Here is a 17366-nt window from a genome sequence, read left to right as displayed (position 1 = left end):
TATACAGCAAAAGGTGTCCTTTTTGATTGTTTATGCATAAAAAAAAGCTGTAACTTTTTTCCGTATTAATATTCTCTGTTTTACTTTATAAACGCTAGTAAAAGGGAGACTTAAAAAAAAACGAAATCTCTGTTTATATGATCATCTGAAATAACATAACCATAACCGGCATTGTAATGATTGACAACAAAGTGGTCATAACATTGATCGCACTGGCGTACCTGGAATCATTTCCATAAACCTGACACATCTGCGTTACTGTAGAGGCAGATGGAGTGATGATCGCCAGAAAGACGATAAGCATGATCTTATTGCCGTCAGCGGAAAAGGAAGCTAGATTGCTGAGCTTTATCAACACAAGAGCAATCAAAGGAACAGCTATCAAGCGCAAAAAAGTGATAAAATAAACTCTTTTATTTGCAAATATCTGTTTCAGGTTCATTCCTGCAAAGAGCATACCTGTTACGATCATGCTGGCAGGACCAATCATAGTGCCAACGGAAGCAAGCGTATTTCCGATAATTTCCGGCAAGCGGATTCCTGTAAAGAAAAGTATAACACCAATAAATATGGAAATCATATTGATGTTCAATATAATCTTTTTCCAGTCATAAGAAGCTTCACGACTGATGATCTTCTTACAGTGAGTCCACAGAAAAACAAGCTGCACACTCATAAAAACACATCCATACAGTACCCACTCCTGTCCAAGAATAAATGTGACAATCGGTACGATCAGGTTTCCGGAATTAGAGTAGTAAACGGAAGCGACTTCCACTTCGTTCAGATGTAAAAGCTTTCCGGCTACGGAAATAACAACAAGAAGAATCACCTGAGTCATAACAGATGCGGCAAAAGCAATCAGAAGTCCTTTTACGGTATCTGTAGTATAATCAACCTGAAAAGCATTGATAATGACGCAGGGAACGATCAGATAAAGAATGATCTTCGATAAAACTTTGCTGTCGTCGTCCCTTACAAGTCCCGTCTTTACAATTAAATATCCCATGAAGATCATAAGAAAAAGCTGCACGATCTGCTGCATGAGAAGTATGCTGATGTTCATAAAATTATCCCCTGCATTTCTTGTAAAATTAATCTGGCTGGCAGAGGTCTGGTTCCTAGAGAGTGTTTGAAAATCTGCCAACGGTCGAGGATATTATAGAACTTCTATAAGACGATTGCAAGGTTTACAAACCACTTCTGTCAGGAAATGCAGATGAGCTGACCGAGGCGCTTGACAGTGAAATTGTCAGCGACTCAAACCCATATACGCCAGAAGAAGAGCCAGCGCTAGAAAAGGTTTAACGAATGAAAAAGGGTTCTGAGAAAATCAGAACTCTTTTTCGTTTAGGATGATTTTGGTATACTATGAAAATGATTCTTTCGGTTTTGCAATCATAAAAATTGATAAAAGCATGATTGTAAAAGGAAAAAAAATACTTTATAATGTTACAAATTGCTATAAATAAGCGTTCGCAATTGGATAACTGTCGGAAGAGATTTCATATAAATTAAGAAGTAAGCAATTTTACTAATTTTTAAAGAAGAAGGAGGAGTAAAAATTGATTTGTGGAATGACTTATTATCAAATATGCTGGTATTTTTTGGTGTATTCTTTTGGAGGCTGGGTTGTTGAAGTGATTTTCCATGCAGTGACTTTGGGAAAAGTTATTAACAGAGGATTTTTAAATGGTCCGGTTTGCCCGGTGTACGGGTTTGGAGTAATCTCTGTTTTTGCGATGATAAATACGCTTCAAAGCAGTGGTTATCAGATGAGTGATGGTATGATATTTATATTTGGGGTTATTTTAGCTACAGTAGTAGAGCTGATAGCAGGATGGCTGTTAGATGTATGTTTCCATGCAAGATGGTGGGATTATTCGGATAAACCTTTAAATTTCCATGGATATATCTGCCTGGAATTCTCGTTGATATGGGGATTGGCAATTGTTCTTGTTGTGAAGGTTTTTCAGAGATATGTAGAAAATCATACGTCATCGCATGCGGATTCCCTGTTAGGCTGGGTTGTGTTGGCAATTTTGTATGCTGCTTATCTGGCTGACTTTATTGTAACAGTAGCAGTTATCCGGGGATTAAATAAAAAGCTTACCAGACTGGATAAGATCCGTTCAGATATGAGGATTGTAAGCGATAAAATCAGTGATACACTGGCAACTACAACAATAGAAACAGCACAGGCTGTAGGAGAAAAGAAAGTTCAGGCAGCTTTGGCAAGGGCTGAATTACGTGATTCGGCAGAACTTAAGAAAGATAAATCTTTGGAAATGCTCCGCAAGAAAAAAGCTGAACTTCAAAAAGAATTTGATGATCTTTCAAACACAATTACTAATCATACAATTGTTGGACAGGGAAGAATTATTAAGGCGTTTCCGAAGATGAAACATAGAGATTATTATGAATTGATTCAGGAACTGAAAAATAGATTTTAACCGAATAAACTGCGAAGCAGTTATTCGGTTATGAAAAAGTATCTTACATTTTTGCGGTCACTGCTGAAAGATCGTCCATATGTTAAATTTGTGTATATGACAGGTATCCTCCCAATTGCAAAATACTCCAGCGGTTCAGAATTAAATATGTTTGCCGAATATACGATGGCAGGGGAAGAAAGATTTTCTGAATATTTTGGATTTACAGAGCAGGAAGTGGATGAGCTATATGAACGATATCAAGAGAGAAATAAAAATGCTTTGAAGGTGAGTCGTGAGGGATTAAAACTTTGGTATGATGGATATAATACACAGTCTGGCGAAAAACTGTATAATCCGAGATCCGTTGTTATGGCGTTATCTAATAACAATCTGCATTACGTTTTAGCAGATTCTTTCTGGACATTCTGATAGTAGTATGTCATACTTGAATATGCAGATATCAGGTCAAAAAGTCGTTCGTGCTTGCACGATAAGACTTTTGAACTTAGGGTCCGCCAAACATGAGAAAGTAGCGATTTACGCAGTAAATCAGCGGATTTCGAATGTTTGAGAATTAAGAATGAACAGGAGACATCAGCACAATGTTAGATGAAAGGATATATAAGAGTTATATAGGAATCTTGAAAGAAGAAATGGTTCCTGCAATGGGGTGCACAGAACCGATCGCACTGGCATATGGAGCGGCCAGGGCACGAGAAGTTCTGGGAAAAGAACCGGAACATATCACCGCAAAATGCAGTGGAAACATTATAAAAAATGTCCGTTGTGTTATCATTCCAAACTCCGGCGGATTGACTGGAATTGAAGCAGGTGTAGTCCTTGGTGCAGTAGCCGGAGACCCATCCCTGAATATGGAAGTTCTTTCGAAGGTAAATGAATCCGGAAGAAAGAGATGTTGTGAACTTCTGGACAAAAAGATATGCAAAGTAGAACTTCTGGACTCCCCGGTAGTCCTGCACTTTATTATAGAAATGCAGGCTGGAGATGACACAGTAAGTCTGGAAATTAAATACGATCATATAAATGTAACCAAAATTGTAAAGAACCAGGAAGTCTTGCTGGATTCAGATCATAAATCCGGTGAAACTCCAGCTGCAGCAGACAGAACTCTGCTCAATCTGGAAGATATTAAAACATTTGCAGATACTGTAGAACTTGATGATGTCAAAGAAATTATAGAAAATCAGATCCGCAGCAATATGGCAATCGCCCATGAAGGAATGACTGGTAAATACGGTCTTGGAATTGGCCGGATTATCCGTGAAACCTATTCCAATGATATGCTCACAAAAATGCGCAGTCTCACAGCCGCAGCTTCCGAAGCCAGAATGGGCGGATGTGACATGCCGGTAGTCATCAACTCAGGCAGCGGAAACCAGGGAATTGCCTGTTCTGTACCTCTGATCGTGTATGCCAGAGAAATGGAACTTCCGGACTATGTACTGTACCGCGCACTGGTATTTTCTAACCTTCTAACTGTATATCAGAAACAGTATATAGGTAAACTTTCCGCATTTTGCGGTGCAGTATCCGCATCCTGTGCAGCTGGTGCCGGAATTACTTACATGGGCGGTGGAGAACTTTCTGTGATCAAGAAGACCATAGAGAATACGCTTGCCAATATTCCGGGAATCATCTGTGATGGAGCGAAAATATCCTGTGCAGCGAAAATTGCCGCCAGTCTTGATGCTGCATTCCTGGCACATCATCTTGCTATGAACGGTCAGTCCTATGCGCCATACACCGGAATTCTCAAGGAAGAAGCCGGCGAAACCATCAGCTGCGTAGGACAGATCGGCAAAGAAGGAATGAAAGAAACAGATAAAGAAATTTTGCGGATTATGCTGGAAAGCGTTTAACATAATATATAGCAAGAATTCTCCTTCTTCTACAGGTGGGAGAGAAAAGTAATCGTTTATTATTGACAGTATGTTTTTTACATGTTATGATAAACGCGATTTTGAAAGACGAAGATGCAGAGTAACAGACAGAGTCTTTTCAAAGCAATTGTTTTGGACCACCCGGGAGGGTTAAGGCCATACGGACAGCCGGGTCCACTGCCGATTATGGTAACTTTGGTTACCTTATTGATTGAGTTAGAAGCTCAAATTTTATAAGTAGGTTCCTTTGATAACCGCGATGCGCCGGACGCGCAGACTTGTGAAACGGTCAATAAGAGTAGTAAAAGTATAATTGCTATATAGACTCTGACACGCATGATCCAGAAGTTTTATTTATGATGTAGAAAGAAAGTATTATCTGCTTTTTTATGCTTGTTGATAAAACATATAGATACAGATCAAAACGCAGGTTTGTGGTTAAGTGCCCTTACCTGCGCTTTTTGTTTTGTTCAGTCTGTGGAATTGCTGATTGAGGGTTGAAGCAAAGGAAACTGGAAATGGAGGAATGATGAAAGGAAGTCGTTTTAAATTAAACCAGAATCATGCACCCATACATGAAGCTCTGGAGACTTTCCGACGAATGAGAGTGGTGCCATTTGATGTGCCGGGTCATAAACGCGGAAGAGGTAACCCGGAGCTGACAGAATTTCTGGGACAAAAATGTGTAGGTGTGGATGTCAACAGCATGAAACCACTGGACAATCTCTGTCATCCGGTATCCGTAATACGGGAAGCGGAAGAACTGGCGGCAGATGCTTTTGGTGCAGCACATGCATTTCTGATGGTAGGAGGCACAACAAGCTCCGTTCAGACAATGGTATTGACTGCCTGTAAACGGGGAGACGAGATCATACTTCCCCGTAATGTTCACAGGAGTGTTTTAAATGCCCTTGTTTTATGCGGTGCAATCCCTGTTTATGTAAATCCGGAAGTGGACCAGAGACTTGGAATCTCTCTTGGAATGCGCAGGGAACAGGTTGAGAAGGCCATAAAAGAACATCCGAAAGCAGTTGCAGTACTGGTCAATAACCCGACATATTATGGAATATGCAGTGATTTACGTGCGATCGTTAAGATGGCACATGATGCTGGAATGCTGTGCCTGGCAGATGAAGCCCATGGAACGCATTTTTATTTTGGAGGGGGTCTTCCGGTTTCTGCTATGGCAGCAGGTGCAGACATGGCATCTGTATCCATGCACAAGAGCGGTGGAAGTCTTACACAGTCAAGTCTTCTCCTCACAGGCCCGGCTGTACACGCAGGATATGTTCGTCAGATCATTAATCTGACACAGACAACATCAGGAAGCTATCTTCTGATGTCCAGCCTTGATATTTCAAGAAGAAATCTTGCACAGAGAGGCCGCCAGATTTTTCATCAGGTAGCAGATATGGCAGAATATGCAAGAGAGGAAATTAATGCCATTGGCGGTTATTATGCATTTGGAAAAGAACTGGTCAATGGAAATTCAGTCTTTGATTTTGACATTACGAAATTAAGTGTACATACACTGGACATCGGACTTGCAGGGATCGAGGTTTATGATATTTTGCGGGATGAATATGATATCCAGATAGAATTCGGTGATATTGGAAACATTCTGGCCTATCTTTCCATTGGTGACCGTGCCCAGGAGGTGGAGCGGCTTGTAAGTGCACTTGCTGAAATCCGCAGACGTTTTCAGACAGATGGCTCCGGGCTGTTGAGTCAGGAATATATTGATCCCCAGGTGGTGACCAGTCCACAGGAAGCTTTTTATGCAGACAAATGCAGCCTGCCTCTCCGGGAGACTGAAGGGAAGGTCTGCAGTGAATTTGTGATGTGTTATCCGCCTGGGATTCCCATTCTTGCACCTGGAGAGAGGATTACAGCAGAAATCCTGGATTATATTGAATATGCCAAAGCAAAGGGATGCAATATGACAGGACCTGAAGATCCGGATATTTTGAGACTGAATGTTCTGGCAGGGAGGTAAAGACAATGGAAATGTGGTTTTCAGAATTTCATACACCGGATGTGAAGCATAGTATCCGGGTAAACCGTCAGCTTTATTCTAAGCAGAGTGATTATCAGAGAATTGATATTTTTGAAACACCTGAATTTGGACGTGTGCTGACTCTGGATGGAAATGTAATGCTGACAGAGAGAGATGAATTTATTTATGATGAGATGATCACCCATGTGCCCATGGCAGTTCACAAAGAAGCAAGGGATATTCTTGTGATCGGTGCAGGAGATGGCGGTGTTGTCCGTGAACTGACCAGATACGACAGAGTCAGACATATTGATCTGGTAGAAATGGATCCTCTGGTTGTGGAAGCCTGTCGTGCATATCTTCCGGAAAATGCATGCAGACTGGATGACAGAAGAGTACATCTTCATTACGAAAATGCGCTGAAATTTATCCGGCGATGTGAGGGAAAATATGACCTTATTATTGTGGATTCTTCTGATCCCTTTGGTCCCTCGGAGGGACTGTTTACCCGTGAATTTTACGGAAACTGTTATAATGCATTAAAAGATGATGGAATTATGGTCAACCAGCAGGGAAGTCCATTCTATACAGAAGATGCACATGCAATGCAGCGCAGTCATAAGAAAATTGCCAGTACATTCCAGATCAGTCGTGTTTATCAGGCTCATATCCCTACATTTGCCGCAGGTTACTGGTTATTTGGATTTGCAAGTAAAAAATATCATCCTGTCGATGATCTGGACCCGGAAGCATGGAATGCATTAAACCTTCGCACACGTTACTATACAACAAGACTCCATAAGGGAGCATTCTATCTTCCTGCATTTCTGGAAGATATGCTGAAGGAAGTGGAGGGATAACTTATGATTCAGTCTAATGTAGAAACCTTTATCGGCTGTGAAAGCAGTTTCGAGGAAGCATCTGTTGTTCTTTATGGTGCTCCTTTTGATTCCACAACAAGCTTTCGTCCAGGTGCCAGGTTTGGCCCGTCTGCCATGCGTCATGAGAGCTTCGGACTGGAAACCTACAGTCCATACCAGGACAGAGATCTTATGGATATCAGAGTATTTGACAGCGGTGATCTGGAGCTTTGTTTCGGAAGCAGTGAAATGGCTCTTTCAGACATTGAAAAGCGGGCAGAGGAAATATTGAAAGCAGAAAAAATCCCGGTGCTTCTGGGAGGGGAACATCTGGTAACATTAGCAGCGGTACGTGCTGTATTTAATAAATATCCGGACCTTCATATTATACATTTTGATGCACATGCAGATTTAAGAGACGATTATCTGGGAGCCAGGCTAAGTCATGCCTGTGTGCTGCGAAGATGCCATGAGCTTCTGGGAGATAACCGTATCCACCAGTTCTGCATCAGAAGTGGGGAGAGAGAAGAATTTCAATTTGCTGCGAAGCATACAGATTTTCATCCCTTTACTTTTGACGGACTGAAAGAGACAGTCAGAGAACTGAAAGAAAAAAAGGTTCCTGTATATTTTACAATTGATCTGGACTGTCTGGATCCGTCAGCATTTCCGGGAACAGGAACTCCGGAAGCAGGAGGTGTGAGCTTCCTGGAACTTCTGGAAGCAATACAAACTGTTTCTCAGACCAAAGTGGTAGGTGCAGATGTGAATGAACTGGCACCTATGCTGGATGTAAGCGGTGTATCCACTGCAACAGCATGTAAGGTACTGCGGGAACTGCTTCTGGTAATTACAAAATAAATCTGAAGGACACAGATAATATAAACACTATAAAAAACTGTTGAAGAAACGGTTATATATAAGGAAAAAGGAGAAAAAGTTATGAGCAGAGTACTTGTGATCGGCTGCGGAGGAGTAGCCAGTGTAGCAATCCAGAAATGTTGTCAGGCAGATGAGGTATTTACAGAATTATGTATTGCAAGCCGTACAAAGGAAAAATGTGATGCCCTTGCAGAAAAATTAAGGGGAAAGACAAAGACAGTTCTTACCACAGCCAAGGTTGATGCGGATGATGTGGATCAGCTGATCGAACTGATCAATGATTATAAGCCGGATCTGGTAATGAACATTGCACTTCCATATCAGGATCTGACGATCATGGATGCATGTCTGGCCTGTGGTGTAAACTATATGGATACCGCAAACTATGAACCGGAAGATACGGATGATCCACAGTGGCGTGCTATTTATGAGAAACGTTGTAAAGAAGAGGGCTTTTCCGCTTACTTTGATTACTCCTGGCAGTGGGCATATCGCAAAAAATTTGAGGATGCAGGTCTTACAGCTTTACTTGGCTGTGGATTTGATCCGGGTGTTACACAGGCATACTGTGCCCATGCATTAAAGCATGAATTTGACCAGATTGATACTATTGATATTCTGGACTGCAATGGCGGAGATCATGGATATGCATTTGCCACAAACTTTAATCCGGAAATCAATCTCCGTGAAGTAAGTGCACCGGGAAGCTACTGGGAAAACGGACACTGGGTGGAAATCCCGCCGATGGCCATTAAGAGAGAATATAAGTTTGACCAGGTGGGAGATAAGGATATGTACCTGCTTCACCATGAGGAAATCGAGTCTCTGGCAAAAACAATCCCAGGTGTAAAAAGGATTCGTTTCTTTATGACTTTTGGACAGAGTTATCTGGATCATATGCGTTGTCTTGAGGATGTGGGAATGCTTTCTACAACACCGATCCAGTATAATGGACAGGAAATTGTTCCGATTCAGTTCCTGAAAGCACTGCTTCCGGATCCTGCAAGTCTTGGACCGCGTACAAAAGGTAAAACAAACATTGGCTGTATTTTTACAGGCGTAAAGGATGGAAAAGAAAAAACATATTATATTTATAATGTATGCGATCATCAGGAATGCTATCATGAGGTTGGAAGTCAGGCAATCAGTTATACAACAGGTGTTCCGGCAATGTGCGGTGCACTTATGATGCTGACCGGAAAATGGATCAGACCAGGTGTGTATACAGTAGAAGAATTTGATCCGGATCCGTTCCTGGAAGCACTTGACCGTTACGGTCTGCCACGCAGCGAAAGCCATGATCCGGAGCTGGTAGATTAATGGAAGAACTGGATAAAAGAGCACCATTTACAGCCACCGGCGGAGTCATTCCGCCGGAATTTAGGAATATAAAAACTCCCTGCTATATCCTGGATGAAAATGCACTTATAAAAAACGCAAAGCTTCTCGGTGAAGTGGCTGAACGAACAGGATGTAGGATGCTTCTGGCGCAGAAAGCGTTCAGTAACTATGACTGTTATGACTTTTTAGAGCCATATCTTGCAGGTACAGAGGCCAGCGGACTGTTTGAGGCAAGGCTGGGTGCAGAAGAAATGCCTGGAAAGGAAGTCCACGTATTCTGCGCCGGCTATCGGGCAGATGAATTTGAAGAATTGCTTTGTTATGCAGATCACATTGTGTTTAATTCTCCGTCTCAGCTTCTTCGGTTTGGACTGATGGCAAAGGAAGCAGGAAAGAGTGTGGGACTTCGGATCAATCCGGAATGTTCTACCCAGGAAGGTCATGAGATTTATGATCCCTGTGCACCGGGAAGCCGTATGGGTACAACAAGAGCTCAGTGGGATGAAGCAATTGGGAAAAATCCGGAGCTTCTGGATCTGCTGGATGGTATTCATTTTCATACTCTCTGTGAACAGGATTCTGATGATCTGGAGATAACACTTGTCTCTGTAAAGAAGCATTTCGGTGATCTGGCTTCTCAGGTAAAGTGGATCAATTTTGGCGGTGGTCATCATATTACAAGACCAGGGTATGACATTGAACGACTGGAACGATGTATTCAGATGGCAAAGAATGATTGGGATGTGGAAGTTTATCTGGAACCAGGAGAGGCGTGGGCATTAAATGCAGGTTTTCTCCTGACCAGTGTACTGGATGTTCTGAAAAATGGAGAGACACAGATTGCAATTGTAGATGCCAGTGCAGCCTGTCATATGCCGGACGTACTGGAAATGCCTTATCGACCGCCATTACTTGGTACAGATGAACTGGAAGAAGAGGGGATTACGGTTCGGCTTGGAGGACCAACCTGTCTGTCAGGAGATGTGATCGGAGATTACAAATTCAGACAGATCCCCCAATATGGAGATCTTCTTATGTTTGGAGATATGGCTATTTATACTACCTGTAAGAATAATACATTTAATGGAATGCCACTGCCGGATATCTGGCTCAGACGTGCTGACAACACTATGTTACAGCTTACAGAGTTTGGTTACGCAGATTTTAAGGGAAGACTTGGAAGGCACCTTTAAGTTAAGAGTCGATATATAGTCCGGAAGAAGTGATATCCGGGAATCAGTAGAGCAGAAATGTCTGAAGCGATTATTCGTGAAAGGCATTTCTGCTCTAAAATTTTGTGGTTTTATAACAAAGAAAGTGTTAAAAGCACTAACATTTATTCAGAAATCTGTGATACAATGATAAAGATGAAATACAGTGAAGCAGTATATTGTTAATAAATTGAGGATAATATGAAGTATGAAAAAACAGAATACAAATGAAATACAAAATAACCATAGCAATCAGGTGTGTTTTATGAATATCCGCTTGACATACACTCTAAAGGAGAGACTATGAAAATAGAAAAAAGATTATGGATTACTATGTTCGTGTTTGGGCTGTTTGCCATCTGTTTTTCAGGTTGGATTTTCAGCCAGAGTACGACCAGGGAAAAATTGTTCTGGGATAATACGATCCAGTGCGAAACAAAAGAACTGGAAGAAGGAGAAATCAAATCAGAGAATATTGCTCTGCCTGAAGATTTCGATATCCCCAGATCGATTTTATTTAAAACCACCCACACCATTGCAGAAGTTTGGCTGGATGGAGAAAAAATATACGAATACGGAAATGAAGCGGATGTCCCGGGCTTTATTAAGTCACCGGGAAGCTGCTGGCATATTGTGGATATTCCGGGAGACAGTGCAGGTAAAAGCCTGGAGGTCAGAATTATTCCGGTATATGAGGGCTATTATGGAAATAAAGTCAGTTTTGTATACGGAACACGAGGCGATTGTATTCTGAAAATATTAACAGACAGTCTCGGAAATCTGGTAATCAGCTGTGGAATTTTGTTTGCCGCTGTTATCTGCCTGATTCTCTATTGTGGAGCAGCGCAAAGAAAAAGAAGCGACAAGACAGAAGCGAAAATTGAGATTTTTTTAAACCTTGGATTTTTCTCATTGCTGGTCGCAGTATGGACACTGGTACAATGTGGCTTTCTGCAGTTTTTGATCCCGGATGGAAGAACCTTATATTTTGTGGATTATTTTTCACTTTTTCTTTTCCCGGTGCCATTTAATTTTCTGTTATATGATATCTGTAAAAGCAAGTACCATAAAGGAGCATTGATTTTTTCCATTCTTTATCTTGCAAATATGGCAGTCGATGTTTTGCTTCAGTGTACAGGAATTATTGATATATTCCGGTTACTTTCTGTAACTCATGTTATTATGGTTGCAAATGCGGTTTACACAGTTGTGATCATTCTTTACGAAGCCAGAAAAGCAGGAAACGATGTAGCCCAAAAATTCCAGTATCCTATGTACGTAGCCATGGGATTTGCAATGGCAGAAATGTTTCTTTATTATTTAAGAAGATTTCAACAGACATCCATTTTGCTTTCTACAGGAACCATGCTGTTTATCATTATGCTGATCTGGATCCAGGTTTCTCAATATTACGATCAATATATCCAGAAACAAAAGGTGATCTATCTGCAGAAAATAGCCAATATGGATATGCTTACAGAGGCCATGAACCGAAATGCTTACGAGGATATGGTGAAATATCTGGATGAAGCTGAAATTAAACTGCGCACCACAGGTGTAGTGCTTTTTGATCTGGATAATCTGAAAGTAATCAATGATAATTTTGGACATGAAAAGGGAGACGAGGCACTGAAGCTGTGTTATCAGTGTATCAGTCAGGCATTTCAGAATGTAAAGAACTGTTTTAGAATTGGCGGCGATGAGTTTGCATATGTATATCACAGCGATGAGAAAGATATGATTCCGGAACGGCTGAAGACACTGGAGCTGATTTTGAAGAAAACCGCAGAAACACACAAGCTGGAGTATCCGCTTAGTATATCAGCAGGATACGCTTATTATCAGCCGGATATAGATTTTGACTTTAAAGATATTGTAAGACGAAGCGATACCATGCTGTATCGTCAGAAGCGCAGGAAGAAGATTGCGGGGTCAACTGATCCGAGTCACTTGCTTTCCCGCATGGAAAAGCATTCCACAGAGGAGATCACAGATGAGGTGATCCTGCAGGAGAAAAAGTATCAGAGTATGTCAGTGGATGAACTTTGCAGCGTGATTGATCTTCTGAGTCCAACTACAGATAGTTACCCGTATGTGATTGATTTTCGGACAGATTTTTATTACATAGCAAACCAGGCTCTTGACCGTTTTTGTATTCCGAAAAATAGTTTTCATAATGTGATTTCAAACCATAAAGAATTTGTATATGAACCTGATTATGAAAAACTGAAAGAGGAATTTGATAATCTTCTTAAAACAGACCGTTGTATCCATAGTATGGAATATCGATGGCTGGATCTGAAAAAAATGCCGGTCTGGATTCATTGCAAAGGATATCTGGTCCGGGATGATAATACGAAACCTCTTTATATGATCGGTTGTATCAATGAGATTGGAGAAAGACAGAAGGCAGATAATGTAAGCGGGTTATTAGGAGAGACAGGATTGCGGCAGTATATGGATCAACAGGATACTCCTTTGGAAACAGGATATCTGCTTCGTATAGGAATCGATCATTTTAAGGAAATCAATGATAACTTCGGACAGGAGTACGGTGATTTTGTACTTAGAAAAACAGCAGATTGTATTTCCGGCTGCATATCAGAAGCACAGAAAGTGTACAAGCTTGTGGCAGATGAATTTCTGATTCTGGATGTTTTTTCTGACGAGGTGAAGGATGCAGATAAACTTTATGATAAAGTGAGAAATGAAATAGACAGATTCATTGAATCTAATGAGTTTAAGGTCATGTATACGGTTTCAGGAGGAATTGTGCCATTTGCGGCATTAAAGGGGAATCAGTATTCAGAAGCCCTGAAGCTGACAGATTTCGCTTTGAATGAAGCGAAAAAGCTGGGAAGAAACCGTTGCTATATATTTAATGAGGAAACCTACAGAAGATTTCTTAGGAAGAGGGAGATTACTCAGGAACTGAGAGAAGCTGTGAACAATGGCTTCCGAGGCTTTAGGGCTTTTTATCAGCCTGTATTTGCTGAAGATAAAAAGGTGTCTTATGGAGCAGAAGCTTTAATGCGTTTTACTTCTGAAAGATTTGGAATGGTTTCACCGGCAGAGTTTATTCCGATTCTGGAAGAAACAGGACTTATTATTCCTGCTGGCCGATGGATGATGAGGGAGGTTATGGGAAAATGCAGTGAAATCAGGAAAGTAATTCCAGAGTTCAGAGTAAGTATTAATATTTCTCAGGTTCAGGCATCCAAGTCTGATGTGATCCAGGATATCAGTGGGGAAATGAAAAGAGCCGGGCTGCCGTTGGAAGCCTTGATCGTGGAATTGACAGAGAGTGACCTTCTGGAACAAAATATAAATGAGAAGCATTTTCTTACAGAACTGAAGCGGATGGGAATCAGTCTTGCACTGGATGATTTTGGAACCGGATACTCGAATTTCCATTATCTCAGCGAACTGAAACCGGAGATCATTAAGATCGACCGCTCTTTCACTGCCAAAGCAGTTGCAGATAAACAGGAATATTATCTGCTGAATCAGTTTTGTACCATGACCCATAATCTGGATATGAAGATTTGTATCGAAGGCGTGGAAAATGCTCAGGAATGGCTCAAAATCCGAAAGCTGCGCCCGGAATTCACCCAGGGATATTTTTGGGGAAAACCTTGTGGGTATGAAGAGTTTATAGAGAAATTTACAGAAAACAGATTATAAAAAAGCTGGCATGAATATTTCAGGCTGTACTGAGGTTTTTATACATGTGCAATCGGATTCGCAGACAAGCAAGTAAGAACAGGAGAAAACCAGATGAAGAAAAAAATTTGTAAGTTGTCGGCAGCAGTATTACTTTTTTTCACAGGAATTATGGAGATTGGCTGGCGCTTTTTTTACATGGTGGTCTGCTGCAAAAGAGGGGGAAGGAAAAAGGAAAGAAAGAAATGGTTTGAATTATCCCATATACGGGATAATCATCCCAGAAACGGATATGCAAAGGAATATGAGGAGAGCAGGGCATGGTGCGAAGCTCAGAAGATGCAGGACTGCTATATTCGGAGTGTGGATGGATTAAAACTCCATGGATTCTATCTGCCTGCAGAGAATGCAAAGAGATTTGTCATATTAAGCCATGGCTATCGGGGCAGCAGATTTGGTTCCCTGTCATTTATGGCAAAATATCTCCACGAGCGCCAGTGCAATCTTTTATTTATGGAACAGCGCTGCTGCGGAGAAAGTGAAGGAAAATATATCACCTTTGGAGCAAAGGAAAAATGGGATGTACAGCGGTGGGCAATTTATGTGTCCGAGAGAAATAAGGAGAAGCTTCCAATCTATCTGTATGGACAGTCTATGGGGGCATCTGCTGTATTGATGGCATCCGGATACAGGCTTCCGCCAGAAGTGAAGGGACTGATCGCAGACTGTGGATTCCAGTCTATGGAAAGACAGATGCGGGATATGGCTGACAACTGGTTTCATCTGCATTATATCCCCTTGCTTTTGAAGGAAATGGACTGGCTGTGCCATTTTGTGGCAGGATTTCGTATGAAAGATGCAGATACCACAGAAGCTATGAAAAGGAATACAAGACCTGTCCTTTTCTTTCATGGAGAGAAAGATACCTATGTGTATCCGAATAATTCATTTCAGAACTATATGCTGTGCAAAGCACCAAAAGAACTGGTCATTATACCGGGAGCAAGGCATCTGTGCAGTGCCTATGCAGATCCGGAATTGTATCAGCGCACAGTGATGGAATTTTTTGAGAAATATGACCTGTGAAGAGGAGACCTCTGACCGGGACTTATCAGATACGTTTGTTAAGTGTATGATAAGTCCCGGTCAATTTTATGTAAAGTGTTCATTAAATCCTGAGGGTACTGGTATTTTGGAAAAATCTGTGCTATTTTTTGTCCCGTAATAAAAAAGTAATGTTGTAGCTGTCAGTACATTGTTTTTGAAATATCTGTAAGCTACTGAACAAATACGTAATGTTTTTGCACCCGGGAAAAGAGAAACCGAGAGATGGAGGTTTAAATAAAGTATGACAAACTACTATCCTTTAACAGCAGCACAGAAAATGCACCACAACTGGATCATGGATTACGGTACACAGCAGGTATCCGGTGTCAGTGTTGTGGCATCTGTACAGGCTGAACTGGATTTTGGATTATTAAAAAAATGCATTCAGATGGAAACAGAACGTTCCGGATGCACCAGAATCCGTTTTACAAAGCCTGATAAAGACGGAAATGTACAGCAGTACCTTGTAAAACAGGATCCAAGGGATATCGGATTCAAGGATCTGTCAGGAATGGGAAGCCTTGCAAAAGCAGACGAACTGATGCAGCAGTGGGCATACGAAACCTTTGACGGTGATGACATTCCCATGTGCGAGTTTACTATGTTGAAGCTGCCGGAAGGATATAATGGTTTCTTTGTACATATGGATCACAGACTGATTGATTCCTGTGGTCTGGTAGTAATGATCGGTGATCTGTTTCAATTATATACCTATTATAAATATGGAACAGCCTATCCGCAGGAACTGGCAGATTTTGAGACAGTACTGAAAAAAGACCTGGCAAAAGCAGGCAACGAGAAACGTTTTGCAAAAGATAAGAAATTCTGGGATGACCAGCTGGATGCACTGGGCGAACCTCTGTATTCTGATATTCAGGGACCGTCCGTACTGGAGGAAGCGAGAAAACGTCATGGAAATCCCGAACTTCGTTCTTCTGACATTGAGATGAAGGATCTGTTTGTAGCAGTTAAGGATTATTATCTGGAGCCGGAACCAACTAAAAATCTGATTGATTTTTGTATGAACCATCAGCTGTCCATGACAAATCTTCTTCTGCTTGGTATCCGTACTTATCTGTCAAAAGTAAATAACGGACAGGAAGATATCACTATCCAGAACTTTATATCCAGACGTTCTACTCATGATGAGTGGACTTCAGGAGGAAGCAGAACCATCATGTTCCCATGCAGAACAGTGATCGCACCGGAGACAGATTTCCTTTCTGCTGCTTATGAGATCCAGAATATGCAGAATCGTATATACATGCACAGCAACTATGATCCGGCACTTATTATGGATGAGATGAGAAAGAGATACAATACACCGGAGCATACAGGATATGAGAGCTGTTATCTGACTTATCAGCCAATGACTGTGAAGGTGGAGAATGAAATGCTTGGAACCATCCGTCAGCATGCAAAATGGTTTGCAAACGGTGCAGCCACCAAGAAGATGTATCTGACCGTATCCCATACAGAAGATGGAGGTATGAACTTCTCCTATCATTACCAGACTGCTCATCTGGAGGAACATGATATGGAGCTGCTTTATTATTATATGATGCGTATTCTTTTTAAGGGAATCGCAGAGCCGGATATGAGCATCGGCGAAATTATGGAACTGGTTTAACCGAAGTTAAGCAGATATTTGCAATCCGTTTGACTATAAGAATATTGAACAGTATAGACGATAAGGATAACAGAACAAATAAGTAGGAGGAAACGCAATGAATCAGGAAATGGAATTTAAAAATATTGTAGCACAGTATAGCAAGGTAGCACCGGAAGAAATGAATAATGAAATGAGATTCCGCGAGGATCTGGGTTTCAGCTCTCTGGATTTTATGTCCTTTTTAGGTGAACTTGAGGATACTTTTGATCTCGAACTTGATGAGAGCGAAGTGTTGAAGATCACAACTCTTGGCGAAGCCTTAAATCTGCTGGAAGAACTTCAGTAATTTTTTTCGAAG

At 41.3% G+C, this 17366-nt stretch carries 13 protein-coding genes; 12 read left to right on the top strand and 1 reads right to left on the bottom strand.

Annotated elements, in window-relative coordinates:
• Positions 1-133: 133 nt before the first annotated feature.
• A complete protein-coding gene (locus tag WKT11_RS01895) occupies positions 134-1066 on the bottom strand; it encodes an AEC family transporter (protein ID WP_340282100.1) in 933 nt (310 codons plus the stop codon).
• Between the two features lie 499 nt (positions 1067-1565).
• On the opposite strand from WKT11_RS01895, the gene WKT11_RS01890 reads away from it, so the two are divergent.
• The 12 genes from WKT11_RS01890 (at position 1566) to WKT11_RS01835 (ending at position 17354) form a co-directional block, all read left to right on the top strand.
• Positions 1566-2453 carry a putative ABC transporter permease gene (locus tag WKT11_RS01890; protein WP_117676778.1) on the top strand — a complete coding sequence of 296 codons (888 nt, stop codon included), beginning with the start codon at positions 1566-1568 and terminating at the stop codon, positions 2451-2453.
• Between the two features lie 30 nt (positions 2454-2483).
• On the top strand, positions 2484-2864 hold the full coding sequence (locus WKT11_RS01885) for an AAA family ATPase (RefSeq protein WP_117676777.1): 381 nt from the start codon (positions 2484-2486) through the stop codon (positions 2862-2864).
• Between the two features lie 173 nt (positions 2865-3037).
• The gene (locus WKT11_RS01880) at positions 3038-4315 is read left to right on the top strand and encodes an L-cysteine desulfidase family protein (RefSeq protein WP_118411425.1); all 1278 of its coding nucleotides are present in this window, start codon (positions 3038-3040) and stop codon (positions 4313-4315) included.
• A gap of 547 nt (positions 4316-4862) precedes the next feature.
• The gene (locus WKT11_RS01875) at positions 4863-6332 is read left to right on the top strand and encodes an aminotransferase class I/II-fold pyridoxal phosphate-dependent enzyme (RefSeq protein ID WP_026077052.1); all 1470 of its coding nucleotides are present in this window, start codon (positions 4863-4865) and stop codon (positions 6330-6332) included.
• Between the two features lie 5 nt (positions 6333-6337).
• Complete coding sequence (gene speE, locus WKT11_RS01870) at positions 6338-7192, top strand: polyamine aminopropyltransferase (protein WP_019162638.1); 855 nt, start codon at positions 6338-6340, stop codon at positions 7190-7192.
• A 3-nt stretch (positions 7193-7195) separates the two neighbouring features.
• A complete protein-coding gene (gene speB / locus WKT11_RS01865; RefSeq protein ID WP_340282088.1) occupies positions 7196-8053 on the top strand; it encodes an agmatinase in 858 nt (285 codons plus the stop codon).
• A gap of 81 nt (positions 8054-8134) precedes the next feature.
• Positions 8135-9394, top strand: a complete 1260-nt coding sequence (locus WKT11_RS01860) for a saccharopine dehydrogenase family protein (protein ID WP_117845464.1) — start codon at positions 8135-8137, stop codon at positions 9392-9394.
• The gene (locus WKT11_RS01855; protein ID WP_340282086.1) at positions 9394-10608 is read left to right on the top strand and encodes a carboxynorspermidine decarboxylase; all 1215 of its coding nucleotides are present in this window, start codon (positions 9394-9396) and stop codon (positions 10606-10608) included. The genes WKT11_RS01860 and WKT11_RS01855 overlap by 1 nt, the downstream gene beginning before the upstream one ends.
• 321 nt (positions 10609-10929) lie before the next feature.
• On the top strand, positions 10930-14310 hold the full coding sequence (locus WKT11_RS01850; protein WP_340282084.1) for a bifunctional diguanylate cyclase/phosphodiesterase: 3381 nt from the start codon (positions 10930-10932) through the stop codon (positions 14308-14310).
• A 93-nt stretch (positions 14311-14403) separates the two neighbouring features.
• Positions 14404-15375 carry an alpha/beta hydrolase gene (locus tag WKT11_RS01845; protein ID WP_294439833.1) on the top strand — a complete coding sequence of 324 codons (972 nt, stop codon included), beginning with the start codon at positions 14404-14406 and terminating at the stop codon, positions 15373-15375.
• A gap of 262 nt (positions 15376-15637) precedes the next feature.
• Positions 15638-17026 (top strand): condensation domain-containing protein, encoded by a 1389-nt coding sequence (locus tag WKT11_RS01840; RefSeq protein WP_117845456.1) that lies wholly within the window; start codon positions 15638-15640, stop codon positions 17024-17026.
• A 97-nt stretch (positions 17027-17123) separates the two neighbouring features.
• Positions 17124-17354: an acyl carrier protein gene (locus WKT11_RS01835; protein WP_008706731.1), complete on the top strand. Its 231-nt coding sequence runs from the start codon at positions 17124-17126 to the stop codon at positions 17352-17354.
• Positions 17355-17366: the final 12 nt, after the last annotated feature.

The organism is Blautia sp. HCN-1074 (assembly GCF_037890165.1).
Taxonomy (GTDB): Bacteria; Bacillota; Clostridia; order Lachnospirales; family Lachnospiraceae; genus Blautia_A.
The sequence above is the reverse complement of the archived record's forward strand: the minus strand, read 5'-3'. Positions and strand labels throughout refer to the sequence as shown.

Coding starts and splice junctions, on each gene's coding strand:
- WKT11_RS01895 (WP_340282100.1), bottom strand. CDS start 1,066: ATGAACATCAGCATACTTCTCATGCAGCAGATCGTGCAGCTTTTTCTT.
- WKT11_RS01885 (WP_117676777.1), top strand. CDS start 2,484: ATGAAAAAGTATCTTACATTTTTGCGGTCACTGCTGAAAGATCGTCCA.
- WKT11_RS01880 (WP_118411425.1), top strand. CDS start 3,038: ATGTTAGATGAAAGGATATATAAGAGTTATATAGGAATCTTGAAAGAA.
- WKT11_RS01875 (WP_026077052.1), top strand. CDS start 4,863: ATGATGAAAGGAAGTCGTTTTAAATTAAACCAGAATCATGCACCCATA.
- speE (WP_019162638.1), top strand. CDS start 6,338: ATGGAAATGTGGTTTTCAGAATTTCATACACCGGATGTGAAGCATAGT.
- speB (WP_340282088.1), top strand. CDS start 7,196: ATGATTCAGTCTAATGTAGAAACCTTTATCGGCTGTGAAAGCAGTTTC.
- WKT11_RS01860 (WP_117845464.1), top strand. CDS start 8,135: ATGAGCAGAGTACTTGTGATCGGCTGCGGAGGAGTAGCCAGTGTAGCA.
- WKT11_RS01855 (WP_340282086.1), top strand. CDS start 9,394: ATGGAAGAACTGGATAAAAGAGCACCATTTACAGCCACCGGCGGAGTC.
- WKT11_RS01850 (WP_340282084.1), top strand. CDS start 10,930: ATGAAAATAGAAAAAAGATTATGGATTACTATGTTCGTGTTTGGGCTG.
- WKT11_RS01845 (WP_294439833.1), top strand. CDS start 14,404: ATGAAGAAAAAAATTTGTAAGTTGTCGGCAGCAGTATTACTTTTTTTC.
- WKT11_RS01840 (WP_117845456.1), top strand. CDS start 15,638: ATGACAAACTACTATCCTTTAACAGCAGCACAGAAAATGCACCACAAC.
- WKT11_RS01835 (WP_008706731.1), top strand. CDS start 17,124: ATGAATCAGGAAATGGAATTTAAAAATATTGTAGCACAGTATAGCAAG.